The 25,595-nt window shown below is 74.5% G+C and carries 19 protein-coding genes and 1 pseudogene; 12 read left to right on the top strand and 8 right to left on the bottom strand.

Going from position 1 to position 25,595, the window contains the following annotated elements; all coding sequences use genetic code 11:
- Positions 1-55: 55 nt before the first annotated feature.
- The 3 genes from ACIP5O_RS17240 to ACIP5O_RS17230 all read right to left on the bottom strand — a co-directional run bounded on the left by ACIP5O_RS17240 (position 56) and on the right by ACIP5O_RS17230 (position 3,229).
- Positions 56-1,114: an aminotransferase class V-fold PLP-dependent enzyme gene (locus ACIP5O_RS17240; protein ID WP_401294000.1), complete on the bottom strand. Its 1,059-nt coding sequence runs from the start codon at positions 1,112-1,114 to the stop codon at positions 56-58.
- 135 nt (positions 1,115-1,249) lie between these two features.
- Entirely contained in the window at positions 1,250-1,966 is a 717-nt protein-coding gene (locus ACIP5O_RS17235; RefSeq protein WP_401293997.1) for a DsbA family oxidoreductase, read from the bottom strand.
- Between the two features lie 186 nt (positions 1,967-2,152).
- Positions 2,153-3,229 (bottom strand): tetratricopeptide repeat protein, encoded by a 1,077-nt coding sequence (locus tag ACIP5O_RS17230; protein WP_401293994.1) that lies wholly within the window; start codon positions 3,227-3,229, stop codon positions 2,153-2,155.
- Between the two features lie 280 nt (positions 3,230-3,509).
- Here ACIP5O_RS17230 and ACIP5O_RS17225 point away from each other — a divergent pair, with 280 nt between their 5' ends.
- The 3 genes from ACIP5O_RS17225 to ACIP5O_RS17215 all read left to right on the top strand — a co-directional run bounded on the left by ACIP5O_RS17225 (position 3,510) and on the right by ACIP5O_RS17215 (position 5,917).
- Positions 3,510-4,367 (top strand): phosphotransferase, encoded by an 858-nt coding sequence (locus ACIP5O_RS17225; protein ID WP_401294195.1) that lies wholly within the window; start codon positions 3,510-3,512, stop codon positions 4,365-4,367.
- Between the two features lie 322 nt (positions 4,368-4,689).
- On the top strand, positions 4,690-4,890 hold the full coding sequence (locus tag ACIP5O_RS17220) for a hypothetical protein (RefSeq protein ID WP_389485142.1): 201 nt from the start codon (positions 4,690-4,692) through the stop codon (positions 4,888-4,890).
- Between the two features lie 199 nt (positions 4,891-5,089).
- Positions 5,090-5,917, top strand: coding sequence for an NAD-dependent epimerase/dehydratase family protein (locus ACIP5O_RS17215; RefSeq protein ID WP_401293991.1), 828 nt, complete (start codon positions 5,090-5,092; stop codon positions 5,915-5,917).
- Here the strand turns inward: ACIP5O_RS17215 and ACIP5O_RS17210 are convergent.
- On the bottom strand, positions 5,892-6,947 hold the full coding sequence (locus ACIP5O_RS17210; protein ID WP_401293989.1) for a GlxA family transcriptional regulator: 1,056 nt from the start codon (positions 6,945-6,947) through the stop codon (positions 5,892-5,894). The two genes, ACIP5O_RS17215 and ACIP5O_RS17210, sit on opposite strands and share 26 nt — an antisense overlap.
- 70 nt (positions 6,948-7,017) lie before the next feature.
- Here ACIP5O_RS17210 and ACIP5O_RS17205 point away from each other — a divergent pair, with 70 nt between their 5' ends.
- Together ACIP5O_RS17205 and helR are read left to right on the top strand one after the other, a co-directional pair.
- Positions 7,018-8,430: an MFS transporter gene (locus ACIP5O_RS17205; RefSeq protein ID WP_401293986.1), complete on the top strand. Its 1,413-nt coding sequence runs from the start codon at positions 7,018-7,020 to the stop codon at positions 8,428-8,430.
- Between the two features lie 151 nt (positions 8,431-8,581).
- Positions 8,582-10,816: an RNA polymerase recycling motor ATPase HelR gene (gene helR, locus ACIP5O_RS17200; protein WP_401293983.1), complete on the top strand. Its 2,235-nt coding sequence runs from the start codon at positions 8,582-8,584 to the stop codon at positions 10,814-10,816.
- Between the two features lie 32 nt (positions 10,817-10,848).
- On the opposite strand, the gene ACIP5O_RS17195 is transcribed toward helR, so the two are convergent.
- A complete protein-coding gene (locus ACIP5O_RS17195) occupies positions 10,849-11,763 on the bottom strand; it encodes an AraC family transcriptional regulator (RefSeq protein ID WP_401293980.1) in 915 nt (304 codons plus the stop codon).
- A gap of 191 nt (positions 11,764-11,954) precedes the next feature.
- Here ACIP5O_RS17195 and ACIP5O_RS17190 point away from each other — a divergent pair, with 191 nt between their 5' ends.
- Positions 11,955-12,977: a zinc-dependent alcohol dehydrogenase family protein gene (locus tag ACIP5O_RS17190; protein WP_401294192.1), complete on the top strand. Its 1,023-nt coding sequence runs from the start codon at positions 11,955-11,957 to the stop codon at positions 12,975-12,977.
- 15 nt (positions 12,978-12,992) lie between these two features.
- Here the strand turns inward: ACIP5O_RS17190 and ACIP5O_RS17185 are convergent, their stop codons facing one another.
- The gene (locus ACIP5O_RS17185; RefSeq protein WP_401293977.1) at positions 12,993-14,492 is read right to left on the bottom strand and encodes an aldehyde dehydrogenase (NADP(+)); all 1,500 of its coding nucleotides are present in this window, start codon (positions 14,490-14,492) and stop codon (positions 12,993-12,995) included.
- Positions 14,493-14,647: 155 nt separating this feature from the next.
- Between ACIP5O_RS17185 and ACIP5O_RS17180 the strand changes: the two genes are divergently transcribed.
- Both ACIP5O_RS17180 and ACIP5O_RS17175 read left to right on the top strand, forming a co-directional pair.
- Positions 14,648-15,418 (top strand): IclR family transcriptional regulator, encoded by a 771-nt coding sequence (locus ACIP5O_RS17180; RefSeq protein WP_401293973.1) that lies wholly within the window; start codon positions 14,648-14,650, stop codon positions 15,416-15,418.
- 61 nt (positions 15,419-15,479) lie between these two features.
- Positions 15,480-15,680: pseudogene (locus ACIP5O_RS17175) on the top strand (response regulator transcription factor); the annotation flags it as partial.
- Positions 15,681-15,708: 28 nt separating this feature from the next.
- On the opposite strand, the gene ACIP5O_RS17170 reads toward ACIP5O_RS17175, so the two are convergent.
- Complete coding sequence (locus ACIP5O_RS17170; RefSeq protein WP_401294189.1) at positions 15,709-16,767, bottom strand: hypothetical protein; 1,059 nt, start codon at positions 16,765-16,767, stop codon at positions 15,709-15,711.
- A 184-nt stretch (positions 16,768-16,951) separates the two neighbouring features.
- Between ACIP5O_RS17170 and ACIP5O_RS17165 the strand changes: the two genes are divergently transcribed.
- From ACIP5O_RS17165 to ACIP5O_RS17150, 4 genes are all read left to right on the top strand, one after another.
- On the top strand, positions 16,952-18,400 hold the full coding sequence (locus ACIP5O_RS17165; RefSeq protein WP_401293970.1) for a peptidoglycan D,D-transpeptidase FtsI family protein: 1,449 nt from the start codon (positions 16,952-16,954) through the stop codon (positions 18,398-18,400).
- Between the two features lie 201 nt (positions 18,401-18,601).
- Positions 18,602-18,988 carry a hypothetical protein gene (locus ACIP5O_RS17160; protein ID WP_401294186.1) on the top strand — a complete coding sequence of 129 codons (387 nt, stop codon included), beginning with the start codon at positions 18,602-18,604 and terminating at the stop codon, positions 18,986-18,988.
- 262 nt (positions 18,989-19,250) lie between these two features.
- On the top strand, positions 19,251-21,320 hold the full coding sequence (locus tag ACIP5O_RS17155; protein WP_401293968.1) for a SpoIIE family protein phosphatase: 2,070 nt from the start codon (positions 19,251-19,253) through the stop codon (positions 21,318-21,320).
- Entirely contained in the window at positions 21,317-24,139 is a 2,823-nt protein-coding gene (locus ACIP5O_RS17150; protein ID WP_401293966.1) for a SpoIIE family protein phosphatase, read from the top strand. The genes ACIP5O_RS17155 and ACIP5O_RS17150 overlap by 4 nt, the downstream gene beginning before the upstream one ends.
- A 440-nt stretch (positions 24,140-24,579) precedes the next feature.
- On the opposite strand, the gene ACIP5O_RS17145 is transcribed toward ACIP5O_RS17150, so the two are convergent.
- Positions 24,580-25,548, bottom strand: a complete 969-nt coding sequence (locus tag ACIP5O_RS17145) for an AraC family transcriptional regulator (RefSeq protein ID WP_401293963.1) — start codon at positions 25,546-25,548, stop codon at positions 24,580-24,582.
- Between the last annotated feature and the right edge of the window lie 47 nt (positions 25,549-25,595).

Genomic DNA, 25,595 nt, shown 5'->3' with positions numbered 1-25,595 from the left:
TGACGCGGGGCCCCGGGTCCCAGCCCCTGCAGGCCCTCACCACCGGGCCCCGGCCTCAGCCGCCCAGGACGTCCAGGGCGCGGTCCACGTCCGCCGTCGTGTTGTACAGGTGGAAGGAGGCCCGCAGGTTGCCTGCGCGGGCCGAGAGCAGGACGCCGGCCCTCTCCAGGGCGTCCGCGCGGTCCCCGAGGCCCGGGACGGCGACGACCGTCGAGTCGTCCTCGACCGGCGCGTGCCCGAGGGAGCGGAGCCCGGCGCGGAAGCGGGCCGCGAGCCCCTTGTCGTGGAGCTCGATCCGCTCGATGCCGACCTCTTCGAGGAGGGCGAGCGAGCGGGCCGCCCCGTGGTACGAGAGGAAGGCCATCGGCTCGTCGAACCGGCGCGCGGAGCGGGCGAGTTCGCGGACCGGGCCGTAGCTGTTGACCCACCGGTCCTCGCCGGTGACCCAGTTGGCGTGGATGGCCAGGAGCGAGTCCTGCGCCTCCTCGGTGACGGTGAGGAAGGACGCGCCGCGCGGACAGAGCAGGTACTTGTAGCCTCCGGCGACCGTGTAGTCCCACTCCCCCGCGCGCAGCGGCAGCCAGCCGGCCGCCTGGGTGGCGTCCAGGAGGGTGCGGGCGCCGTGGGCGGCCGCGGCCTCCCGTACCGCCGCGAGGTCGGCCGTCCGGCCGTCCGCCGACTGCACGGCGGAGAAGGCGACGAGGTCGGTCTCCGGCCGGACGGACGCGGCGAGCCGGTCGAGGGGCGCGAAGCGGACCTTGAGGTCGCCGCGGATCGTGAAGGGGGTGATGACGGAGGAGAAGTCGCCCTCGGGGAAGAGGACCTCGGCTCCGGGGGGCAGCGACTGGGCGATCATCCCGCAGTGCACGGCGACCGAGCTGCCGACGGCGACGCGCTCGGGGGCGACCCCGACGAGCCGGGCGAAGGTCGCCCGGGCCTCGTCGACGATCTCGAAGCTCCCGGACCCGCCGGGACGCCCGTCCGCGGTCTCCCGGGCGAGGAGCGTGACGGCCTCGACGGTCCGGCGGGGCATCAGCCCGCAGGTGGAGGTGTTGAGATAGGTCTTCTTGGGCGCGAACTCGGCGCCGCCGAGGGGCTGGTCGAGGGAATCCATGCCCCCACCCTGGATTCCCGGCGATCACCCGTCAATCGCGCCCCCACCTGGGGGACCTTCCAAGCGCGGCTTATCGTCGCAGGTCAGCGGGGGTGAGGGGCCCCGGCCCGGGGACGGCGGGCGCCGAAATCCGGATCAGGCGCCGGGGACCTCGCAGCCGTCCGGGCCGCAGACGTCGGCGTCCGCGCCGGTGCCGGTGCCGAGCGGCTGGAGGGCTCGGCCCCGCCAGGCCTGTTCGAGGGCCTGGGTGAAGACCTCGGCGGGCTGGCCGCCGGAGACGCCGTAGCGGCGGTCGAGGACGAAGAACGGCACGCCATTGGCCCCGAGTTCGGCGGCCTCGCGCTCGTCCTGCCGTACGTCGTCGGCGTAGGCGGCCTCGTCGGCGAGGACGGCCCGGACCTCGGTCTCGTCGAGGCCGGCCTCCACGCCGAGCGCCACCAGGGTGTCGGCGTCGAAGACGGAGCGCTCCTCGGCGAAGTTGGCCCGGTAGGCCAGGTCCAGGAGCTCGCCCTGCCGGCCGCGCGCCTTGGCGAGGTGGAGCAGCCGGTGGATGTCGAAGGTGTTGCCGTGGTCGCGGCCCTCGGTGCGGTAGCCGAGCCCCTCGGAGTGCGCGTTGGAGGCGACGTGCGCCTCCATGGCCCGGGCCTCGTCGGGGGTGCGGCCGTACTTCTTCGCCAGCATCTCCAGGACGGGGGCCGTGTCGCCCTTGGCACGGCCGGGGTCGAGCTCGAAGGAACGGTGCACCACCTCGACGTCGTCCCGGTGCGCGAAGGCCGCGAGCCCCTTCTCGAAGCGCGCCTTTCCTATGTAGCACCAGGGACAGGCGATGTCGCTCCAGATCTCGACGCGCATGGGGGTTCTCTCCGGGGGTGACGGGGGTGACGGGGGATGAAGACGGGGTGTTCCGTGCGGGGAACGCTCCCACCTGCCCGTTTCATTCCCTGTACCGGGACGATGTGAGGCGGGTCATCACCGCAGCCGTCCTCGCCCTGGAGCGTCAACGCCGAAAAGGGTCAGAAAGAGATAGCCGCGCTATCGTCACACGGCGATCAGTTCGGGTCGGACGACTTCACGAGCACGCTCGTACAGCGCTTGGGCCGCATGGTTTCCGATGTGGGGGCGGATCAGCTTGAACATGTCCGTCATGCGCTTGTCGATACGCCCCGAGTCGACCAGGGGACAGTCGTCCAGTGCGAGCCCCCACGTCTGACAGGCGGCTTCCAGATGCCCGACGGCCGGTTGCCTTTCGGCGAGGATCGCCCGTTCCTTGACACGCGTACGCCGGTAGACGCCGTATCGGAGCCGGTCCGATTCCTGCATGGCCGCCACCGCCCCGCGCACGTCACCCATTTCGAAGCGCACCTGACTGGTGTGGTAATCGAGCGACGCCGGGTCGTACGAGCCGAAGGCCCTCCCTTCGGCTTCTGCTTTGCCCATGGCCGTCTCGGCTTCCTGCAGGTACATGAGCGCAGATCGCCGGTCCCCGGTCTGCGAGGCCGCGGACATCATCGCTTTGCGCACGCCCTCGGGGCCGTCCGTCCTCAGGAACGGAGCGACCGTGTTCACGAGGAAGGTCGCGGCAAGGGGGCGGGCGGCGCGTCCGCCGAATCGGTCGTCCATGGACGAGAGCTGTTCCGTCATGGCAGATACCGTGTGCACATCCGACACGCCGATGCGCGTCCGTGTGCCTCGCTGGGCAGTCTCCATGCGTCCCACCACGTCAGGCCACTCCGGGACTGTCAGCGCGACGGAGAACAGGGCGACGCTCAGCACGCTCCGGCGGGACGGATCCATGTCTTGCCTCCCCGGGTCCAACAGCCCCTCCACCGTACTGGGGTGATCAGGCTGCCGACCTGCGGAAGCGGTGGGGAAGCCGGCCTCGTTGTACGTCACGGGGCGCCGCAGCCTGCGCGCGAGCGCTTCCAGGACCAGTGGGCGCACGTTCTCCTTCGGCAGGTGCCCCTTGAGCCACTGGTGCACCGATGGCTCTCGGTACCGGAGGGGCGTCCCGCGCTCCATCCCCAGGCGGTTGACCTCCTGCGCGAACTGCCGCAGCGTCCAACCGGTTTCCCGGTACAGCAGCTCGATCCCCTCGTTCGGTTCCGGATCGGCCACCGGCCTCCAACTCCCTTCACTTCGAAGCCGCTTAAAGCTCTTGAACCCTCTCGCCGTTGCAGCGGTACCGCTGTGTGTAGCGACACGGTTGCCCAGTGCGAGCGGGGATCACCACAAGGGGCGACGTCACGGCGTTCGACAGAGACGAGTTCAACCCCCGATCCGGGCAAGGAACGGACAGCGCCGCCCGGAGCGGGTCGCAAGATCCACCAAGTACCCCCGACAGGAGGCAAGTTGTGAAGCCGTGGATTCCGGGAGAGTGCGACCACGAGTGGGGACCATGGAAGATCGCGTGGACTGGGAACAGCTTCCGGCAGAACCGCGGAACGAAGCAGAGGGGCGTACCGGAAAGGTGCGCACTGCGGAGCGGGTAAGCACCGGACTCAACAACCCGGCGGCATTCGTCATCACAACGGCCCGTAACGGGCGTCTGTTCTTCAAGGGCGTCCGCCTTGACGATCCGGACAGCGCGGAAGCGATGCGTACGGAAGAGGGCATCAACGCGACGGTTGCCGGAGTGAGCCCCACCATCCGTCACAGCTTCAAAGCGGCGGGATGGCACTGCCTGGCGTTCGTCCACATCGACGGGAGGCACATCGATCTCTCGCCGGGGACGAAGGACCTGGGCGCGCCGGCCTTCGTCCTGAACCGAATGCAGCACTTCACGGGTGACGACAAGAACCTCAGGAACGCCAACCTGGCGATCCCCCGACTTGTCGACCGCTTCACCGGGTTCCTGAACGACGGTGACGCCGATCTCCTCGGCGGGTCGTCCCTCCTGCACACGGACACCAACCCGCACAACACCATGATCGGCACCCCTGGAGGAGACGCGTACGTGGTCGACTGGGCCATGCCCGCTCTCGGCCCGGCCTGGGTGGACATGGCGAACACGGCCGTACGGCTCATGGAAGAAGGCCGGTCGACCGACGACGCCGTCGCGTGGCTGAACGCCTTCCCCGCGTGGCAGGCCGCCGACCCGAAGGCCGTCGAGGCGTACGTGGGCGCGACATGCCGGCAGTGGACGGCGCGGATCGGTGAGAAGGGCGCCAAGCCCAGCAACGACCGGTTCCGCCAGTCGCTCCCCGCGTCGCGGGTTGTTCAGGATCCCGGCAGGGGCGGGGAACACCCCCGATAGCCTGTCGGCATGTCGGAGATCACCCAGAAGCCCCCTGTCCGTTGCGTGAAGTGCAGCGGAACGGGAGTCATCCTTTCCAGGCCGGCGGATACGACCACGGGGCTGCCTCGCTGGCGGTACCGGTGTCTCGACTGCGCGATCGCCTGGTGGGTTGACGAGCATGGACATTGGCAGGAATACCCGCCCGAAAGGTAGGAGAAATGTTCCTTTCCGTACGAAAGCTCGTCCAGCGGCTCGCAGAGCTGTGCAACTGCCCGTACTGCGGCAGTGCGTCGTACCACCACAACGGAAAGAACAACGTCTGCATGGATTGTCAGGGCACGTGGTGACCGAGGAGCGAGGACTTACACCGGACGAGACCTTTGCGGCGCTCTACAGGCTCGCCCTGGACGTCGCGGAGGAACGCGGAGCGCAGATCACGGAGGGTGCCCGCGGGTCGGGTGCGTACGCCTTCATGGCGGAAGCCCGGAGGCTGTACCCCGGTTTGAAGATCGCGTGGGATGGAGGGGCGGCCCCTTCCTGACCCTCTGAACGGCCCCTTCCGTGCGTCTCCCCCGTGGCGTGCGGGCGAGGCTTTCTGCGCCTCAACCACTCTGACCACGAGGACGGTTGGCGCAACGCCTCCACATGGTTGTCGCGACCGGCGGGGAGAGGGAGAATCGCCGTTCGCCCGGAGCACGGCCCTCGGACTCGGGCTCGGACTCGGACAGGGGAGGCGCGCGGTGGGATTGGGGACAGTGGTGGTCACCGGGGCGGCGGGAACCATCGGCTCGGTCGTGCGCAGGGCGCTGCGCGGCGAAGTGGACCGCTTGGCCCTGCTCGACCGCGTTCCGCTCCGGGCCGAGGCCGCGAACGAGGAGGTCCACACCGTGGACCTCCGGGACGCGGCCGCCGTCGAGACCGCGCTCGCGGGCGCGGACGCCGTACTCCACCTGGGCGGCCTGCCGGACGAGGCACCGCTCGAACACCTCTTGGAAGCCAACGTGCTGGGCACCCATCACGTCCTGGAGGCCGCCCGTCGCGCGGCGGTCCCCCGGGTCGTCCTGGCCAGCAGCAACCGTGTGACCGGCTTCTACCCCGTGACCCACCGCACCGGCCCCCGGGAGCCGGTGCGCCCGGACGGCCTGTACGGGGTGAGCAAGGCGGCCGTCGAAGCCCTGGGGCGTTTGTACGCCGACAAGTTCGGGATTTCCGTGATCTGCCTGCGCATCGGCAGCTTCGAGGAGGCGCCCGCGGAACCGCGCCACCTGGCGACCTGGCTCAGCCCCCGCGACGCCGTCGGCTTCTGCCGGGCCGCGCTCGCCGCCCCGCTCTCCACGTGTTTCGCCACGGTGTACGCCGTCTCGGGCAATACCCGGCGCTTCTGGGAACTCCCCGCGGAATCCGAACTCGCCTATACGCCCCTCGACAACGCCGAAGCCCACGCGTCGCACATCGCGGACACCGATCCCCATGCCGATTCCGGCGTTGATTCCGGCGCCGGTCCCGAGGCTCCGCAGGGCGGCCCGTACGCCCTGCCCGAGTTCACGTTGAAGCACCTCCGGCCGTGAACGATCGGGAGGCACGGACCAGGAGGGCGGTTCCGGGCCCTCCGCTACCCGGTCCCCCCGCCCCGCTCCCCGTCAGGCGGCTGAACGTGGCGCGGTAGGCGCTCGGGGTGAGGCCGGTGCGGCGCAGGAGGTGGCCGCGCAGGGAGTCCGCCGTGCCGAGGCCGCAGGCGCGGGCCAGCGCGTCCATGGGGAGGGTGGTGGTCTCCAGGAGCTCCTTCGCCCGTTCGACGCGCTGGTGGAGCAGCCACTGGAGCGGGCTGACCCCGGTCTCGGCGTGGAAGCGGCGCGAGAGGGTGCGGACGGAGACACCCGCGTGCCGGGCGAGGTCGGTGAGGCCGAGCGGCTCGTCGAGGTGTTCCATCGCCCACGCGCGCGTGTCGGCGAAGGAGACACCGCGCTCGGGCGGCAGCGGGGTCTGGGTGAACTGGGCCTGGCCACCGGGCCGTACGGGCGCGACGAGGGCGAGCCGCGCGACGGTGTTGGCGACGGCGGCGCCGTGGTCGGTGCGGATGACGTGCAGGCAGAGGTCGATGCCCGCCGCGTATCCGGAGGAGGTGAGGACGGGGCCGTCCTGCACGTAGAGGACGTCGTCCTGGAGGTCGACGGCCGGGTGCCGGGCGGCGAGCAGCGGCCGGTACGCCCAGTACGTCGTGGCCGCGCGGCCGTCGAGCAGCCCGGCCTCGGCGAGCGCGAAGGCGCCGGTGCAGATGGAGGCGATCCGCTTGCCCGCGCCTGCGGCGGCGCGCAGTGCGTCGAGGATGCGCGGGTCGGGGTCGGTGTACGAGCCGCTGCCCGCGAGGATCACCGTGTCGGCGCCGGCCACCGCGTCGAGCCCGCGCGGGACCGTCAGGTCGAGGCCGCCGGTGGTGGTGACGGGCCCGGGGTCGGGGGCGCAGATGACCGTCTCGTACCCCGGTCCGCCGTCGACCTCGACCTTGCCGAACAGCATCTCCGGGATGGCGAGGTTGAACATCGAGACGGGCGGGGCGGCGATCACGGCGACGCGGCGGACGCGGGACGCGGTCGTCATGGCCAGAACCTCCGGTCGTATGGCATTCGGGCCACTACTGTACGGACCCGCAGGTCACGAAGCTGGGGGCATGTCCTCAACGGTTCGCAGCCAAGCCCCTGTTGGTCCCGGAACTCCTCCTGTTCCCGAGACCCCTCCTGTCCCCGGGACCCCTGGTGTCCCCGAGGCCCCTTTCTCGCCCGGTCCGGCCCTCGCCGCCGCGATGCTCGGTTTCGCCCTCATCACCCTCGACACCTCGGTCGTCAACGTCGCCCTGCCCGCCGTCGGCGCCGACCTGCGGACCGGCATGACCGGCCTCCAGTGGGTGGTCGACTCGTACACGCTGCTCCTCGCCGCGCTGCTGCTGTCCAGCGGGGCGCTCGCGGACCGGATCGGGGCGAGCCGGGCGTACGGCGCCGGGGTCGTCGTCTTCACGCTCGCCTCGGCCGCCTGCGGTCTCGCCCCCGGCCTCCCGGCGCTGCTCGCGGCCCGGGCGGTGCAGGGCGCGGCGGCGGCCGTGATGCTGCCGGCCTCCCTCGCGCTCGTCCGGGAGGCGTACGGCGATCCGGGGCGGCGGGCCCGCGCGGTGTCGCTGTGGGCGGCGGGCGGGACGGTCGCGGTGGCGCTCGGCCCGGTCGCGGGCGGGGCGCTGACGACGGCCTGGAGCTGGCGCGGCGTCTTCTTCGTCAACCTGCCGCTCGGTCTCGCCGCGCTCGTCCTGCTCGCCCGGGTGGCGCGCTCGGCCCGCCGGCCCGCGCCGCTGGACCTGCCGGGGCAGCTGGCGGCGACGGCGGCGCTCGGGGCCCTGACCTTCGCCGCCATCGAGGGCGGCACGGAGGGGTGGTGGGCGCTGGGGGTCGCGGTGGCCGCCTTCGCCGCGTTCCTGGCGGTCGAGGCCCGGCGGCGTGACCCGGTGGTGCCGCTCGGGCTCTTCCGGGACACGACGGTGGCGGTGACGGTGGCGGCGGGCGCGGCGAACAGCGTGGCCTTCTACGGCACGGTCTTCGTGTTCGGCCTCTTCTTCCAGCAGGTCCTCGGGCTCTCGGCGCTCGGCGCGGGGCTGATGTTCCTGCCGATGACGGGGCTGCTCGCCGGGGTGAACGTGCTGTCGGCGAAGGTGGCGGCGCGGTACGGGGCGCGGCTGCCGATCGTCGTGGGCCAGGTGGTCGGGGTGGCCGGGCTCCTCGGGCTGCTCGTCGTGGACGCGGGGACCCCGCTGCCGGTGCAGGCCCTGCTCCTGGTGCCGCCGGCGCTCGGGGCGGGCTTCTCGCTGCCGCCGCTGATCGCCGCGATGATGGAGGCCGTTCCGGCCGAGCGGGCGGGGACGGCGGCGGGGCTCCTGAACGCGGTCCGGCAGACGGCGGGCGCGCTGGCGATCGCGGTCTTCGGTTCGCTGGCGGGCCGGTCCGTGGAGTCGGCGCTGGGCACGAGTCTGCTGATCAGCGCCGGATTCCTGGGGATCACGGCGGTGGCCTCGCTGCGGCTGCCGCGCCGCCGGGCCTGAAGGGGTGGCGCGCGGAAGTGGACCCTCCCCTCGCCACTCTCAAGGTATAGCGCACAGGGGGGCTTGCGGCAAGGCCCCCTCCGTACCGCAGAATCGCCGACCTGGCCCGAAAAGGCCCAGGTCAGATACCGCGAAACGGGAGACCCACCACGTGCCCACCTCTTCGTCCGCCCCTCTTGGCCCCACCGTCGCGGCCCATGCGTTCGACCTTCCCGAGCGGCTCTCCGCCAAGGCCGACCCGGCGCTGATCGCCGCCGACGAGCGGCACTTCGCCGCCGTCGCGGAGAGCCTGGGGCGGTCCGTCGCCGAACTGTCCGGGCGGCTCGACGTCCTGCGGAAGGCGCCCGGCGGCATCGGGCGCGAGGCGATGGAGCGGGACGCCGAGATCCACCGGCTGACCGCGCGCCTGCGGACCCTGCGCCGCTTCGGCCTCGACCTGTGCCTCGGCCGGATGGTCGGGGCGGACGGGGCGGACGGCACGGACGGGGCGGACGGGGCGGACGGGGCGGACGGGGCGGACGGCTCCGGGCCGGTGTACGTCGGGCGGCTCGGGCTCACCGACGACACCGGGCGCCGGCTCCTCGTCGACTGGCGCTCCCCGGCGGCCGAGCCGTTCTTCGCGGCGACCCACGCCGACCCGATGGGGCTCGCCAGCCGGCGCCGGTACCGCTGGACCGGCGGCCGGGTCACCGACTACTGGGACGAGGTGTTCACCGCCGAGGGGCTCGAAGGACACGCGGCGCTCGACGACCAGTCGGCGTTTGTCGCGAGCCTGGGCGGCGAGCGCTCGCCCCGGATGCGCGACGTCCTCGGCACCATCCAGGCCGACCAGAACGCCGTCGTCCGGGCGGATTCCAAGGGCGCGCTCGTCGTCGACGGCGGCCCGGGCACGGGGAAGACGGTCGTCGCCCTGCACCGCTCCGCCTACCTCCTCCACGCGGACCCGCGCCTCGGGCGGCGCGGGGGCGGCGTGCTGTTCGTCGGACCGCACCGGCCCTATCTGGACTACGTCTCCGACGTCCTGCCCGGTCTCGGCGAGGACGGGGTGCGGACCTGCACGCTGCGGGACCTCGTCGCCGAGGGGGCGGAGGCGGCGGCCGAGGCCGACCCGGAGGTGGCCGCCCTGAAGTCCTCGGTGGACATGGTGGAGGCGATCGAGGCGGCCGTCCGGTTCTACGAGACGCCCCCGGACGCGGGGATGACGGTCACGACCCCGTGGGACGAGGTCCGGCTGACCGCCCGCGACTGGGCGCGGGCGTTCGAGGCGCCGGAGCCGGGGACCCCGCACAACGAGGCGCGCGAGCAGATCTGGGAGGAGCTGGCCGGGATCCTGCGGGAGAAGCACGCCGAGGAGGTCCCGGAGGACGAGTTCCGGGCGTCGCTGCGCCGGGACCGGGAGCTGACGGACGCCCTGCACGGCGCGTGGCCGCTGATCGAGGCGGCCGACCTCGTCGGGGACCTGTGGACGGTCCCCGCCTATCTGCGTCTGTGCGCGCCCCGGCTCGGCCCGGAGGAGGTGCGGCGGCTGCGGCGTACGGACGCGCACGCGTGGACGTTGTCCGACCTGCCGCTCCTGGACGCGGCCCGTCGGCGCCTCGGCGACCCGGAGGCGTCGCGGCGCGGGCGCCGGCGCGAGGCCGCCGTCGCGGCCGAGCGCGCCCGCCGGGCCGAGGTCACCGCGAGCCTGCTGCAGAACATGGTGATCGACGAGAGCGAGGGCGCCATGGGGATGCTGCGCGGGCGGGACCTCCAGGAGAGCCTGATCGACGAGGCCGCGCTGCCCGTCGCCGAACCCGACCTGCTCGCCGGTCCGTTCGCGCACGTCGTCGTGGACGAGGCGCAGGAGCTGACCGACGCGGAGTGGCGGATGCTGATCGCGCGCTGCCCGTCCCGGAGCTTCACGATCGTCGGGGACCGCGCCCAGGCCCGGCACGGCTTCACGGAGTCGTGGCGGGAGCGCCTGGAGCGGGTCGGGCTCGACCGGATCGAGGTGGCCTCCCTGAGCATCAACTACCGGACGCCGGAGGAGATCATGACGGAGGCGGAACCGGTGATCCGGGCCGCGCTCCCGGACGCCAACGTGCCGACGTCCGTCCGCGGCACCGGGATCCCCGTCGCGTACGGGTCGGCCGGGGACCGGGACGCGGTCCTGGACGACTGGCTCGCGGAGCACGCGGAGGGGACCGCCTGCGTCATCGGCGACCCCGCGTTCCGCGAGCGGCCCCGCGTCCGCTCCCTGACCCCGTCCCTCGCGAAGGGTCTGGAGTTCGACCTGGTCGTCCTGGTCGACCCGGACGCGTTCGGCGGGGGCGTCGCGGGGGCGGTGGACCGGTACGTCGCGATGACGCGGGCGACGCGGCGGCTCGTGGTCCTGGGGAGCGCCTGACGCGGGGCGCACCGGACCTGCCCGGCGGCCCGCTAGGCGGTCTTGCGGTACTGCCCCGGAGCCACCCCGTACTCCCGCTTGAAGGCCTTGGCGAAGGCGAACTCGGAGGAGTAGCCGAAGCGCTGGGCGACCGCGCGGAGCGGGAGGTCGTCGGAGCGCAGCAGGCGGCCCGCCGCGGTCATCCGCCACCAGGTGAGGTACGCGAGGGGCGAGCGGCCGACGAGGGCGGTGAACCGGCGGGCGAACGCGGCGCGGGAGAGACCGCCGAGCGCGCCGAGCTCCTCGACCGTCCACGCCCTGGCGGGGTCCCGGTGGAGGGCGCGCAGGGCGCCGGCGACCACCGGGTCCGCGAGGGCGGCGGACCAGCCGGTGGACCGGTCGGCGCGCTCGGTGAGCCACCAGGTGCGCAGCAGGTAGAGCAGGAGGGTGTCGAGGAGGGCGGGCACGACGGCGTCGGAGCCCGGCTGGGGTTCGGCGAGCTCGGCGCCGAGCAGGTCGACGGCGGCGCGCAGCCGGGGATGCGCGCCGACCCGGGCGGGGAGGTGCACGTACGGGGGCAGTTCGGTGAGGAGCGGGTGGGCGCGGGCCCGGCTGAGCTGGTAGGCGCCGCACAGCAGCAGGGTCTCCCCGGCACCGGCGGGCCCCCGGTCGGGCGGGGTGGGCCAGGAGCCGTCGGGGGCGGGCAGGGTGTCGACGAGCGGGGTGTCGGGCCGGTCGGCGATGCCGTGGCCGGCGCCGTGGGCGAGGAGGACGACGTCGCCGGGGCCGAGCCGGACGGGGGCGCCGCCGCCCGGGGGCAGGAGCCAGGCGGTGCCCTGGAGGACGACGTGGAACCCGGCGCCCTCGCTCGCGGGGAAGCGGATCCCCCAGGGGGCGAGGCGGACCGCGCGGGAGGAGTGGGGGCGGCCGGTGCGCATGGCGGCGACGGCGTCGCTCAGTACGTCCATCGCGGCACCGTACCGCGCGGACGCGGGGGCGGGACGATCGGACATCGTCGGGAGCCGGAGGGACATGGATCGTCTCACCGGGTCCTCCTACGGTCGGACCCATGACGACGACAGACGTGACGGACACGACGACGAACACGGCGGCGGACACGACGATGGGCACGACGGCGGGCACGACGGTGGGCACGACGATGGGCACGGCGGCGGACACAACGGCGGACACGACCACCAGGGCCGTTCTCTTCCACGAGCTGGGCGGGCCCGAGGTGCTGACGGTGGAGGAGGTGCCGCTGCCGGCCCCCGGGCCCGGCGAGGTCCTCGTACGGGTCGAGGCGATCGGCATCAACCGCGCCGAGGCGCTGTTCCGCGCGGGCGCCTACTACTACCCGCCGACGCTGCCGGGTTCGCGGCTCGGCTACGAGGCGGCGGGGATCGTCGAGGCGGTGGGCGCGGGGGTCACCGCGTACGCCCCGGGCGATCCGGTGATGGCGGCGGCCAACTTCGACTTCGGGACGCACGGGGTGTACGCGGAGCGGGTGGTGCTGCCGGAGGAGTACGTGGTGGCCCGGCCCGCGGGGGTGGACGCGGTGACGGCGGCGGCGGTCTGGCTGACGTACTTCACCGCGTACGGCGGGATGGTGCTGACCGGCGGTCTGCGCCCCGGCGACCACGTGGTCGTGACCGGGGCGTCGAGCGGGGTGGGGACGGCGGCGCTCCAGACGGCGCTGCGGGTGGGGGCGGTGCCGATCGCCACCACGCGGAGCGGGGCCAAGCGCGAACGGCTCCTGGAGCTGGGGGCCGCGCACGTGGTCGTCACGGAGCGGGACGACCTGGTCGAGGAGGTGCGCCGGGTCACCGGGGGCGCGGGCGCGGACCTGGCCTTCGACGCGATCGGCGGCCCCGGGTTCGCCCGGCTCGGGGACGCGCTGCGGCCCGGCGGCACCGCCGTGCTGTACGGCTGGCTGGACCCCCGGCCGGTCGAGCTGTCCCTGAACTGGCCGCTGACCACGCACGGGTACGCCAACGGGGCGCTCGCCAGGACCGAGGAGGGGCGCCGCCTGGCGGCCGGGTTCATCGGCTCGGGGCTGCGCGACGGCTCCCTCGCGCCGGTGGTCGCCGAGGTCTTCGACGGTCTGGAGCGGATCGCCGACGCCCACCGGCTGATGGAGTCCGACGCGCACACCGGGAAGATCGTGGTGCGCGTGCGTCACTAGGGCCTGTCCGGCGGATCAGCGCCTCGGCAGCCCCAGCGGGTTGCCGTCGCGGAGTTCCGGTGGGAGGAGGCGGTCGGGGGTCGACTGGTAGGTGACCGGGCGGAGCCAGCGCTCGATCGCGGTCGCGCCGACCGAGGTGGAGGTGGAGGTGGTGGCCGGGTAGGGGCCGCCGTGGTGCTGGGCGGCGGCGACGGCGACGCCGGTGGGCCAGCCGTTGACGAGGACGCGGCCGGCCAGCGGGGTGAGGGCGGCGAGCAGCGGGGCCGCGTCGGGGTCCTCGGCCGTCCCGGTGGTGTGCAGGGTGGCCGTGAGGTTGCCCGGCAGCAGGCCGAGGACGGCGGCGGCCTCCTCGCGGGTGGTGTAGCGGGCGACGACGGTGACCGGGCCGAAGCACTCCTCCAGGAGGAGGTGGTGGCCGCCCGCGAGGAGCCGCTCGGCGTCGACGGCGAGGACGCCGGCACTGACGGTGTGCGCGCCGCCCGCGCCCGGGGCGACGGGGGCGCCGACCCCGGGGAGCGCGGCGCGCTCGGCGACCCCGGCGACGAAGGCGTCCCGCATCCGGTGGTCGAGCATGACGGACGGCTCGGTGGCGCCGACGCCGGCGGCGAGGGCGTCGAGGAAGCGGTCGCCCGCCTCGCCCCGGGGGGCCAGGACGAAGCCGGGCTTGGTGCAGAACTGGCCCGCGCCCAGGGTCATGGAGCCGGCGAGCCCGGCGCCGATCCCGGCGGCCCGTTCCTCCGCGGCGGCGGGGGTGATCACGACCGGGTTGAGGGAGCCGAGTTCGCCGTGGAAGGGGATCGGCACGGGCCGGGCGGCGGCCGCGTCGAAGAGCGCCCGGCCGCCGCGCACAGAGCCGGTGAAGCCGGCCGCCGCGACGAGCGGGTGGCGTACGAGGGCGACGCCCGCGTCGAAGCCGTGGACGAGGACGACGACGTCCTCGGGGAGCCCGGCCTTGACGGCGGCCCGGCGCAGGAGGGAGGCGCAGAGTTCGGAGGTGGCCGGGTGGTCGGGGTGGCCCTTGACCACCACGGGGCAGCCGGCCGCCAGGGCGCTGGCGGTGTCGCCGCCGGGTACGGAGAAGGCGAGCGGGAAGTTGCTGGCGGCGTAGACGGCGACGACGCCGAGCGGGACCTTCCAGCGGCGCAGGTCGGGCCGGGGCGGGACGGCCCCGGGGTCGGGGAGGTCGATCCGGACGTCGAGGAAGGAGCCCTCCTCGACGACGTCGGCGAAGGACCGCAACTGGGCGGTGGTGCGGGCGAGTTCGCCGGTGAGCCGGACGGGCCCGAGGGCCGTCTCGGCGTCGGCGGCCGCCACGACGTGGTCGCGGGACTCGTCGAGGAGGTCGGCGGCGGTCCGCAGGAGGGCGGCCCGCACGGTCCGGTCGGCGAGGGCCCCGAGGGTGCCGTGCGCGGCCCGGACGGCCCGGTCGACCTCCTCCGCCGTGGCCTCCACCGCGACCCGCTCGCGCGGCTTCCCCGTCCGGGGGTCCACGCTCCACACTGGTTCTGCCGCCACCGCCACGCCCCTGTTCGCTAATCTGACCGCGGTTCCCGCAGATGAACACGGATCCGGTGGACTCTATTGACGGCCCGGCCGTCTCCACAAGGGGTCCCGCCCGGCCGGGGGCGACCGGGAGGGGCGGGCGGACGACGGAAAGAGGGGCGAGGGCCATGGCGGGTGCCGACGCGGGCGGGGCGCAGGTGAAGTCCGCGGTGCGGACCGTGGAGCTGCTCGAGTACTTCGCCGGGCGCCCCGGGATGCATTCGCTGGCCACCGTCCAGGAGGCCGTCGGCTATCCCAAGTCCAGTCTGTACATGCTGCTTCGCACCCTGGTGAAGCTGGGCTGGGTGGAGACGGACGCGACCGGGACCCGGTACGGCATCGGGGTGCGGGCGCTGCTCGTCGGCACCGCGTACGTCGACGGCGACGAGGTGGTGGCCGCCTCCCGGACCGTCCTGGACCGGCTCGCGGACGAGACCACCGAGACGGTCGACCTGGCGCGGCTCGACGGCACCGACGTGGTCTGTCTGGCGACCCGCCGGTCCCCGCACCACCTGCGGCCGTTCACCCGGGTCGGGCGGCGGCTGCCCGCGCACTCGACCGCGCTCGGCAAGGCGCTGCTCGCCACCCACGACGACGAGCAGGTGCGCAAGCTCCTCCCGGAGACCCTGCCGGCGCTGACCGCGCACACGACCACCGACCGCGAGGAGCTGATCGAGGAGCTGCGGGCCGTCCGCGAGCGGGGCTTCTCGGTGGACCGCGAGGAGAACACGCTGGGACTGCGCTGCTTCGGCGTCGCGATTCCCTACCGGACCCCGGCGCGGGACGCGATCAGCTGCTCGGTGCCGGTGGCGCGGCTCACCCCGGACCGCGAGCGGTCGATCGAGGACGCGCTCCTCGACGCGCGGGACCGGCTGGCCCTGATGACCCGCCGCCTTTGAGCCCCGTGCGAGTCCCGAACGGGCCGGGCCCGTACGGGAGGAGGGCGTCTTCCCCGTGCGGCGGGGGCGGCTCACCGAGCGGGAGGCGGAGGTGCTGCGCCTGGTGGCGAAGGGCCTGACGAACGCGGAGATCGCCGCCCGGATGGGCGTCGGCCCGGCCACGGTCAAGACGCACGTGGCGGCGGTCCTGGCGAAACTGGGCGCCCGCGACCGCACGCGGGCGGTGATCCTGGCGTACGAGTCGGGGTTCGTGGGGACGGGGTGGGGCCCGGGGGTCCGGGCGCGCCCCGCTACGACCGCGTGGCCGTCCCGCAGCCCTCCCGGCTCCGGTCCTCGCCCAGCGGCTCCGTGCGGGCGTAGGGGTCGATCGTGCGGCCGTCCGTGGCCGTGTCCGGCGCGCCCCCGCCGAACTGCGGCCGGAAGTAGCCGGTGGTCTCGCCACAGCCGCCGTTGGTCAGGTGGAGCTTGTACGACAGGAGGGTGAAGGTGCCCTCCTTCGTGGCCGTCTTCGCCGGGTCGTCCCAGCTCACCACGGTCTCCCGCCGCGCGATCACGCGCACGACCTCGTCGCCGCCGCCGGCCGGGGCGGCCGGGTAGACGTAGGTGACGTCGGCGGTCACCTCCAGGGCCCCGAGCCTTCCCTCCCGGTAGGAGAGCCGGCCCCGGGTCCTGACCTCGTCCCCGACGAGGCGGGCCTGCGCCGGGTCGAAGCGGCTGAAGAGCAGCAGCGGGTCGTGGTCCTCGCCGGGGGTGCTCAGTGCGGTCGAGACGAAGGTCCTGACGTCCTCCTGGCGCGGGTTCATCAGGGCGATCGCCTTCTCCGGGCGGGCGCCCCGCAGCACCGCCGGGTCCAGGCCGGACGCGGCGAGGAAGTCACGCGTGCGCGTGAGGGCCCGCGCCACCTCCGCCTTCGTCAGCCGGCCGGTGGCCTCGGCGGCGGGCACGGTGATGCCGGCCGTGCCGCTCTTCCAGCGCGCGGCCGGGGAGCCGCGGAACGGGTCGGCGAGCGTGGCCCGCCCGTCCGGCCCGGCGGGCGGCGCCTCCTCCGGCCGGGCGGTCTCCGGCGCGAGGGGCGCCCCGGCCCGGTCCCCGTGGCCGGACCAGCCGACGACGCCTCCCGGGTCCACCGCCACGAACAGCAGGGCGAGGGCGGCCACGAAGCCCGCCACGTACCAGCCCCTCCTGCTCCGGGGGCGTACGGACGCGGACGCGCGCCACGGCACGGGCTCCGCGGGCGCCGCCCGCAGCCGGGCCGCCTCCTCACGCGCGCGTGCGGACGGCTCCTTCGGCGCGTCCCCCGTCCCGTCGGCCGAGGTCCGGAGGAACTCCTCCCACACCTCGTCCGGCACCGACGAACCGTCCCGTTCCCCGCCCACGCCCGGCCCCTCTCCGTTCCCCACCGTTCTCCGGCCCCCTCCCGGGGGCTCCCGCATGATCGCACGGCCGACCGCACGGATCCGGACATGAAGGTTCGCTGAGAAACGGGACACATCCGGAACGTCCGCCGCCGGTCCGTTCGTCCCGACAAGTGCGATGAACAAGACGATCAGGCACACCTCGGTCTTCGTGCTGCTCCTCGTGCTCGCCCTCCTGGGCCGGGCCACGTGGGTGCAGGCGTACGAGGCCAAGGCGCTCGCGGACGACCAGAAGAACCGGCGGAACACGATCGCGCAGTACGCGCAGCCGCTCGGGAACATCGTCGTGGCCGGCTCCCCGGTCACCGGCTCGAAGAGAACGGAGGGGACGGACCTGGCGTACCGGCGGACCTACACGGACGGCGAGCTGTACGCGGCCGTCACCGGCTACAGCTCGCAGGCGTACGGCGCCACCCAGCTGGAGGGCATCTACGCCGACGTCCTCGACGGCACCGACGACCGGCTGAAGAACCCGCTGGACGCGGTGACCCGCGAGCAGCAGGAACCGGGCACGGTCGTCACCACGATCGACCCCGCCGTGCAGAGGGCCGCCTACCGGGCGCTCGGGAACAAGAAGGGCGCGGCCGTCGCCGTCGACCCGGTGAGCGGCCGGATCCTCGCCCTGGCCTCCACGCCGTCCTACGACCCGTCGAGGATCTCCGGGACGAACGACGGGGCCGCCTGGAAGGAGCTGACCGGCGACGAGGACAAGCCGCTGGTCAACCGGGCGCTGCGGCAGCCGCTGCCGCCCGGCTCCACCTTCAAGCTGGTCGTCGCGGCGGCGGCCCTGGAGGACGGCCTCTACCGCTCGGTGGACACGGCGACGGAGAGCCCCGACCCGTACACGCTGCCGCACACCCGGACCGTGCTGAGGAACGAGAACGCCTCCGCGCCCTGCGAGAACGCCACGATCCGCACCGCGCTGCGGTACTCCTGCAACAACGTCTTCGGCAAGATGGCCGCCGACCTGGGGCAGGACAAGGTGCGCGCGATGGCCCAGAAGTTCGGCTTCAACGACGCCGGGCTGGACGTCCCGGTCCGGGCGTACGCCAGCGTGTACCCGTCGGCGATGGACCCGGCGCAGACGGCGCTCAGCGGCATCGGCCAGTTCGACGTGACGGCCACCCCGCTCCAGATGGCCATGGTGTCGGCGGCGATCGCCCACGACGGCCTCCTCGCGGCCCCGCACGTGGTGTCGCGGGTCGAGGACTCCGACGGCGACGCGCTCGCCTCGTTCGGGGACGGGGACGCCCGGCGGATCCTCTCCTCCTCGACGGCCGAACAGCTGCGCAGCGCGATGGTGACCGTGGTGGAGGAGGGCACCGGCACCAACGCGGCGGTCGCCGGGGCGGAGGTCGGCGGCAAGACGGGCACCGCGCAGCACGGCGAGAACAACAGCAAGACGCCGTACGCCTGGTTCACCTCGTACGCGAAGGACCCCTCGACCGGGAAGCAGGTCGCCGTCGCGGTGATGATCGAGGACTCGGGCGCGGCCCGCTCCGAGGTCAGCGGCAACGGCCTGGCGGCGCCGGTGGCACAGAAGATGATGGCGGCGGCGCTGAAGTGACGCCGGTGCGCCGGTGACGACGGTGGCGCCGAAGTGACGGTGGGCGGGGCCCGATTGGCCGTCGGGCCCCGTCACGCGGTATGCAGGGGCGCGCTCACATCCGAGCACGCATTCGATCCCGTACCCCCTGTTCGCCCTCGCCTCGCTCTCACCTCGCGGAGGACCGCCGTGCGTCTGCCCCGTTCCCTGTCCGGCTGGACCATGGCGGTCTTCGGCGTGCTCGCCGCCGCGCTCGGCGTGGTGGGCCTGGTCGCCCCGGACGCCCTGCTCACGGTCATGGGCTTCGAGCCGGTGCCCGACGGCGGGCGGGCGGACGGCGACCACACCCTGGTCTTCCTGACGGCCTCCTCGATGGCCGCGCTCAACATGGGCGTCTACTACGTCCTGGCCGCGCTCGCCGACTGGAAGCCGTTCTTCCGCTGGACGGTCCCCTTCCGCCTCCTCACCTGCGCGGTCTTCACCCTCGCCGTCGTCACCGGCCGCGCCCCGTCCGGCTTCCTGGGCGTGGGCCTGTGGGAGGGGCTCGGCGCGCTCGTGACGGGGGCGGCGCTGCGGTACGAGAAGCGGAGGGCCGTGGACGCCTCCTAGGGCCTGTCCGGCGGATCAGGGTCGGGTAGGCCGCGGCGTCTGGTGCATGGGGTCTCCCCAGGCCCTCAAGGGCCTAGGGGAAGCATCGCAAGGCGCCGGAGCGGCTCGATAGCGGAGCTATCGGGACGTTTCGGCAACGCGGCGAGGTACCGTGCCAGGCGTCGCGGCCCCGGCCATGATCCGCCGGACAGGCCCTAGGTGCGGGGCGGCCTCCTGGCGGGGAGCATGGAGGAAAAGCACGGGCGCGGCGGGAGGAGGCAGGGTGACGGCCGGTTCCTTCCCTGGGACGGCGGGGCGGGTCGGCGTGCCCCTGGACGGCAAGGGGCTGCTCGACGTGCTCGGGGTCGCGGCCGTCGTCGTGGACGCGCGCGGCCGGATCGTGCTGTGGAGCCCGCAGGCGGAGGCCCTCTTCGGCTTCCGCGCCGAGGAGGCCCTCGGCCAGTACGTGGCCCGGCTGATCGTCGGCGAGGACCACCGCGAGGAGGCGATGCGCCTCTTCGGGGAGGTGCTCGCCGCCGGCACGACCTGGTCGGGCACCTTCCCCGTGCGGCACAAGGACGGCTCCACCCGGCAGGTGGAGTTCCGCAACATGCGGCTCACCGACGACCTGGGCGGGCTCTACGCCCTGGGGATCGCCGCCGACCGGACCGTCGTCGAGCGGGTCGAGGCCGAGCTGGCCCTCTCCGACCGGCTCGTCTCCCAGTCCCCGATCGGCCTCGCCGTCTTCGACACCGCGCTGCGCTTCGTCCTGGTGAACCCGGCGCTGGAGCGGATCAACGGCATCCCGGCCGCCCTGCACACCGGACGGCGGATCTCCGACATGCTGCCGGCGATCGACGCGCCGGGGGTGGAGGAGGTGCTGCGGACGGTCCTGGAGTCGGGCGAGCCGGTGCTCGACCACTCCACGGTGGGCCGCACCCCCGCCGATCCGGACCGCGACCACGTCTGGTCGGTGTCCTTCTACCGCCTCGAAGGGGGCGAGGGCCGGGTCCTGGGCGTGGCGGCCTCGGTGATCGACGTGACCGAGCGGCACCGGGCGGACGCGGAGGCGGACCGGTCCCGGCGGCGGCTCGCGCTCATCGCGGACGCCTCGGCCCGGGTCGGCACCACCCTGGAGGTGGAGCGGACCGCCGACGAGCTGGCCTCGGTCGTGGTGCCGGCGCTCGCGGACGTCGCGGCCGTCGACGTCCTGGACTCCGTCCTGTCGCTGCGCAGGCCGGGGGCGCCGGAGGAGGAGGGCCCGGCGCTGTTCCGCGCGCTCGCGGTGAAGGCGTCGGGGCCCACGGAGGCGCTGCCGGCCGCCGACCCGCCGGGGTCGGTCGCGATGTACGGGGCGGACCGGCTGGTCACCCGGTGCGTGCACACCGGTCTGCCGGTCCTGGTGGAGCGGGTCGGGCCCGGGGACCTGTCGCGGATCGCGCGGAGCCCGGAGGCGGCCGGGATGCTGGCCAGGGCCGGGGTCCACTCGTACCTCGCGGTGCCGCTGATCGCGCGCGGCGAGGTGCTCGGCGCGCTCGACCTCAAGCGGGACCGCAACGCGCTGCCGTTCGACGGGGACGACGTGCTGCTCGCGACGGAGCTGGCGGCCCGGGCGGCGGTGAGCATCGACAACGCGCGCTGGTACCAGAGCGTGCGGAACTCGGCGGTGACGCTCCAGCGCAGCCTGCTGCCGGGGGCGCCGCCCGCGCGGGCGGGCCTGGAGGTCGCGGCCCGCTACCAGCCGGCGCAGGCGTCGAGCGAGGTCGGCGGGGACTGGTACGACGTGATCCCGCTGCCCGACGACAAGACGGCGCTCGTCGTCGGGGACGTGATGGGCAGCGGGATCGACGCGGCGGCGACGATGGGCCGGCTGCGGACGGCGACCTGCGCGTTCGCGGACCTCGACCTGTCCCCGGCGCAGGTCCTGCGACACCTGGACCGGATCACGGAGGGCCTGGAGCACTACATCGCGACCTGTCTCTTCGCCGTGCACGACCCGGCCAGGGAGCGGTGCCGGATCGCGAACGCGGGCCACCTGCCGCCCGTGCGGGTCCCGGCGGACGGCCCGGCCGAGCTGGTGCGGCTCTCGACCGGGGTGCCGCTGGGGGTGGGCGGCGGCACCTTCCGCACGGCCCGGGTGCCGTTCCGGCCCGGGGACCGCCTGGTGCTCTACACGGACGGGCTGATCGAGACCCGCGACGAGGCGATCGACGAGCGGCTCGCGCTGCTCGTGGGCCTGCTCGACGAGGCGCGCGGGCCCCTGGAGGAGACCTGCGACCTGCTGCTGCGGGCGCTGCGCCGGCCGGGCGCGCCGGACGACGTGGCGCTCCTGATCGCCCGGAGCACGGGATGACCCCGCGGAGGCGGCGGGACGGCCCGGGCCCCGGCACCGGCCGGGACCGGGCGCGGGACCGGGCAGGGCGGGGCAGGGGGAAGCGGCGCGGGACCGGGCTGCGGAGCGTCGCCGGGCAGGTCTTCGCCCTGGAGGCGCTGATCGCGCTCCTGGTGATCGTGGTGGCGGTGTTCGTGACCTTCCAGCAGGAGCGGCGGGACACCGAGCGGGACGCCCGGGCCCGCTCGCTCGCGGTCGCGGAGGCGCTGGCGAACGCCCCGGGCATCGACGCGGCGCTGGCCTCCCCCGATCCGACGGCGCGGCTCCAGGACCAGGCGGAGGCGATCCGGCGGGCCACGCGGCTCGACTTCATCGCGATCCTGGGCCCGGACGGGATGCGGTACACCGACTCGCAGCCGGACCTGATCGGCCGCAGGGCGGTCGGCGACCTCTCCCGGGCGACGGTGGACGGCGAGTCGTACACGGAGATCTTCGAGGGCGCGCCGAACGACGCGGTGCGGGCCGTGGTCCCGGTGGTGGACGACCGGGGCAGGATCGTCGGCCTGGTGACCAGCGGCATCGAGGTGGAGAACATCGCGCACTCCGTCCGGGACCGGCTGCCGCTGCTCGCCGGGGCGGCGGGCGGCGCGCTCGTGGTGGCGGTGGGCGGGGCGGCCCTGGTGAGCCGGCGGCTGCGGCGGCAGACGCACGGCCTGGGGCCGGCGGAGATGACCCGGATGAAGGAGCACCACGAGGCGGTGCTGCACGCCGTGCGGGAGGGGGTCCTGATCATCGACTCCGACCACCGGCTGCTGCTCGCCAACGACGAGGCGCGCCGGCTGCTCGGCCTGGGGCCGGAGGCCGAGCGGCGGCACGTCTCGGAGCTGGGTCTGGACCCGCGTACGGTCGAGCTCCTGGAGTCGGGGGAGGCGGCGACCGACGAGGTGCACCGAGCGGGCGACCGGCTGCTCGCGGTGAGCGTGCGGCCCACGCTGCCGCACGGCTCCGAGTCCGGCTGCGTGATGACGATGCGGGACACCACCGAGCTGGCCGCGCTGTCCGGCCGGGCGGCGGTGGCCCGGGGCCGGCTCCAGCTCCTCTACGAGGCGGGGGTCCGGATCGGGACGACCCTGGAGGTCGTGCGGACGGCGGAGGAGCTGGCGGAGGTGGCGGTGCCCCGGTTCGCGGACTTCGCCACGGTGGAGCTCCTGGAACCGGTGCTGCGCGGGGAGGAGCCCTCCGAGATCGTGGAGACGGCGGCCGCGTCGACGGAGATGCGGCGGACGGCGCTGAGCGGGCTGCGGCCGGACCGGCCGCTCCAGCCGGTCGGGGACACCGTCCGCTTCGACGTGCCCAGCACCCCGATGGCCATGGCCCTGGCCTCGGGGCACGCGGTGGTGCAGCCGGAGCTGGCCGAGGCGGAGGGCTGGCGGGCGCAGGACCCGGAGGGGGCGGCGCACGCCCTCGCGTACGGGATGCACTCGCTGCTCACGGTGCCGCTGCTGGCCCGGGGGGTGGTCCTCGGGATGGCGAACTTCTGGCGGGCGGACACGCAGGAGCCGTTCGGGGAGGAGGACCTGTCGTTCGCGGAGGAGCTGGCGGCGCGGGCGGCGGTCGCGATCGACAACGCGCGCCGGTTCACCCGGGAGCACGCGATGGCGGTGTCGCTCCAGCGGAGCCTGCTGCCCCGGGTGCTGCCGGAGCAGAGCGCGGTGGAGGTCGCGCACCGCTACCTCCCGGCGAAGGCGGGGGCGGGCGGCGACTGGTTCGACGTGATCCCGCTGCCGGGGGCGCGGGTGGCGCTCGTGGTGGGGGACGTGGTGGGGCACGGGCTGCACGCGGCGGCGGCCATGGGGCGGCTGCGCACGGCGGTGCACAACTTCTCGACCCTGGACGTGCCGCCGGACGAACTCCTCGGCCACCTGGACGAGTTGACGGGCCGGATCGACTCCCGGGAGACGGAGGGGACGGACGGGGAGGGGCGGCGGCGCGACGAGGGCATCACCGGCGCGACCTGTCTGTACGCGATCTACGATCCGGCCTCCGGCGTGTGCACGGTGGCGAGCGCGGGCCATCCCGGGCCCGCGCTCGTGGCGCCCGACGGACGGGTGGAGTTCCCCGAGCTGTCGCCGGGGCTGCCGCTCGGGCTCGGTCTGGGCGAGGCGCCGTTCGCGTCGACGGAGCTGCTGCTGCCGGAGGGGAGCAAGCTGGTGCTCTTCACCGACGGTCTCGTGGAGGACCACGGGCGGGACTTCGACGCGGGGCTCGGGCTGCTGCGGTCCGCGCTCGCCCGCCCGGACCGGAGCCCGGAGCAGACCTGCGCGGACGTCTTCGCGACGCTCCTGTCGCCCGCGCCGCGCGACGACATCGCGCTCCTCGTGGCGCGGACCCGGCTCCTCGACCGGGAGCGGATCGCCGAGTGGGAGGTGGCGCGGGACCCGTCGGCGGTGTCGCCGGTGCGGAACGCGGCGGCGGCGAAGCTGTCGGAGTGGGGGCTCGACGGACTCGCGTTCTCGGCGGAGCTGATCCTCAGCGAGCTGATCACGAACGCGGTGCGGTACGGCGCGGACCCGGTGCGCGTGCGGCTGCTCCACGACCGGACGCTGATCTGCGAGGTCTCGGACGGCAGCAGCACCTCACCGCACCTGCGGCACGCGGCGGCGACGGACGAGGGCGGGCGCGGGCTCTACCTGGTCGCGCAGTACGCGGAGCGCTGGGGCACGCGGTACGGCCGGCGCGGCAAGACGATCTGGGCCGAACTGCGGGCGGGCACGGGCACCCCCGAACCGGCGGAGGCGGCGATGCCGGACCTGGACGCGCTGGAGGACCTGGCGTGGTGAGGGACGGGACCGGCCGGGTCCGGAGGGGATCGGGGTCGGGCGGGACCGGGCCCGGCGTCGCCGTCTCCCCCGCGCGGGAGCGCTTCCACCCCACCCGCCGGCCCTCCTGCGACCTGCGCGTGGACGGAAGTACCGCGCGGACGTACGCAGGACCCGGCCGGACTGATACGGGGGAGCCGGCCGGGTCCGGGTCACCGTCCGCGTGGGCGGACCGGACCCGCTCACCGTAGGCCCGCATGAAGATCGTCGCGAGCCGCGGAACGCGGGACCTGTCCGGAATGCGCGACGGATCGGAGCGGCGGAAGCACGCCCCGGCCGGGGAACGCGCCCCGGGCGGCCCGGACCCGGCCGACGGCTTTGGCGCGATACCGCCGCCGGTCCCCCGCCCGGCGCCCCTCAGAGCCCCGCCCGACGTCCCCCAAAGCCCCGTCGGCGCCCCCTCAGCGCCCCGCCCGCAGCGTCCGGGAGGGGGACTCGCCGTACCTCTCCCGGTAGCGCGCCGCGAACCGGCCCTGGTGGCCGAAGCCCCAGCGCCAGGCCACCTCGCTCACGCTCACCTCGTCCGGCGCGGCCGTCCGCAGCTCCTCGCGGACCCGGTCGAGGCGGACCTCCCGTACGTACGCCATCGGGGACATCCCCACGTACTCCCGGAAGGACTCCTGGAGGCGGCGCACGCTCACCCGGGCCAGGGCGGCGAGTTCGGTGGTGGTGAACGGGTGCTCGGGGCGCTCCCGCACCGCGTCCATCGCCCGTTTGACCGGGGCCGGCCGCCGGGTCTCCCCCGGCCGGTCGAGCGCCTCGCGCCAGGGGTGCTCGGCGGCCAGGAGCAGGCCGTTGAGCAGCGCCTCCTGGAGGGGCCGGGCCACCAGTTCGTGGCGGGCCAGGCCCTCCCCGGTCAGCGCCTCGTACGCGACCCGGCGGGCGAGGCGCACCCAGCTCAGGCCGGGGCCGCGCGTGACGTCGAGCCGGGGTTCGAAGGCGAGCGGACCGCGCGGCGGCCGGCCCATCAGCTGTTCGAGGCGCTCGCGCAGCGCGGCCGCCCCGATCTTCACGGCCAGGGTCCGGCAGTCGCCGCTCCAGCGGTCCAGGAAGGTGTCCCCCGCCGGGTCGAGCAGCAGCGCCTCGGCGGCCGTCGCGACGAGGGCAGGACCGCCGCCCTGGCGCAGCTCCATCGTGCCGGTGAGCGGGGCGTTCAGGTGGTAGGCGCCCAGCTCCCCGAAGCTCATCCGGACGTCGGCCCCGCAGCTCAGGTCGCCGATGACCAGCGGCCCGAGGACGACGGTGTCGAACCGCGCCGCGAAGGGGCGCGCCCGGCGCTCGACGAGCTCCATGCGGCTCGTGTAGTACCGCGCGTCCAGCTCCTCGCGCGCCTCGTCCACGTCCTCCGTCCGGAACGAGCTCCCGTCCACCGGTCCTCCCGGCCCCCCGGATCCCGCCGTCCCCACCGCCCCAGCCG

The organism is Streptomyces sp. NPDC088915 (assembly GCF_044749825.1).
In the GTDB taxonomy this organism is placed as follows: Bacteria; Actinomycetota; Actinomycetes; order Streptomycetales; family Streptomycetaceae; genus Streptomyces.
The sequence above is the reverse complement of the archived record's forward strand: the minus strand, read 5'-3'. Positions and strand labels throughout refer to the sequence as shown.

Bases quoted from the DNA above. Each gene is read 5' to 3' on its own strand.
- ACIP5O_RS17165 (WP_401293970.1), top strand. From the start codon at position 16,952: ATGAACAAGACGATCAGGCACACCTCGGTCTTCGTGCTGCTCCTCGTG.
- ACIP5O_RS17160 (WP_401294186.1), top strand. From the start codon at position 18,602: ATGGCGGTCTTCGGCGTGCTCGCCGCCGCGCTCGGCGTGGTGGGCCTG.
- ACIP5O_RS17240 (WP_401294000.1), bottom strand. From the start codon at position 1,114: ATGGATTCCCTCGACCAGCCCCTCGGCGGCGCCGAGTTCGCGCCCAAG.
- ACIP5O_RS17225 (WP_401294195.1), top strand. From the start codon at position 3,510: ATGGAAGATCGCGTGGACTGGGAACAGCTTCCGGCAGAACCGCGGAAC.
- ACIP5O_RS17210 (WP_401293989.1), bottom strand. From the start codon at position 6,947: ATGACGACCGCGTCCCGCGTCCGCCGCGTCGCCGTGATCGCCGCCCCG.
- ACIP5O_RS17150 (WP_401293966.1), top strand. From the start codon at position 21,317: ATGACCCCGCGGAGGCGGCGGGACGGCCCGGGCCCCGGCACCGGCCGG.
- ACIP5O_RS17180 (WP_401293973.1), top strand. From the start codon at position 14,648: ATGGCGGGTGCCGACGCGGGCGGGGCGCAGGTGAAGTCCGCGGTGCGG.
- ACIP5O_RS17235 (WP_401293997.1), bottom strand. From the start codon at position 1,966: ATGCGCGTCGAGATCTGGAGCGACATCGCCTGTCCCTGGTGCTACATA.
- ACIP5O_RS17205 (WP_401293986.1), top strand. From the start codon at position 7,018: ATGTCCTCAACGGTTCGCAGCCAAGCCCCTGTTGGTCCCGGAACTCCT.
- ACIP5O_RS17190 (WP_401294192.1), top strand. From the start codon at position 11,955: ATGGGCACGGCGGCGGACACAACGGCGGACACGACCACCAGGGCCGTT.
- ACIP5O_RS17195 (WP_401293980.1), bottom strand. From the start codon at position 11,763: ATGGACGTACTGAGCGACGCCGTCGCCGCCATGCGCACCGGCCGCCCC.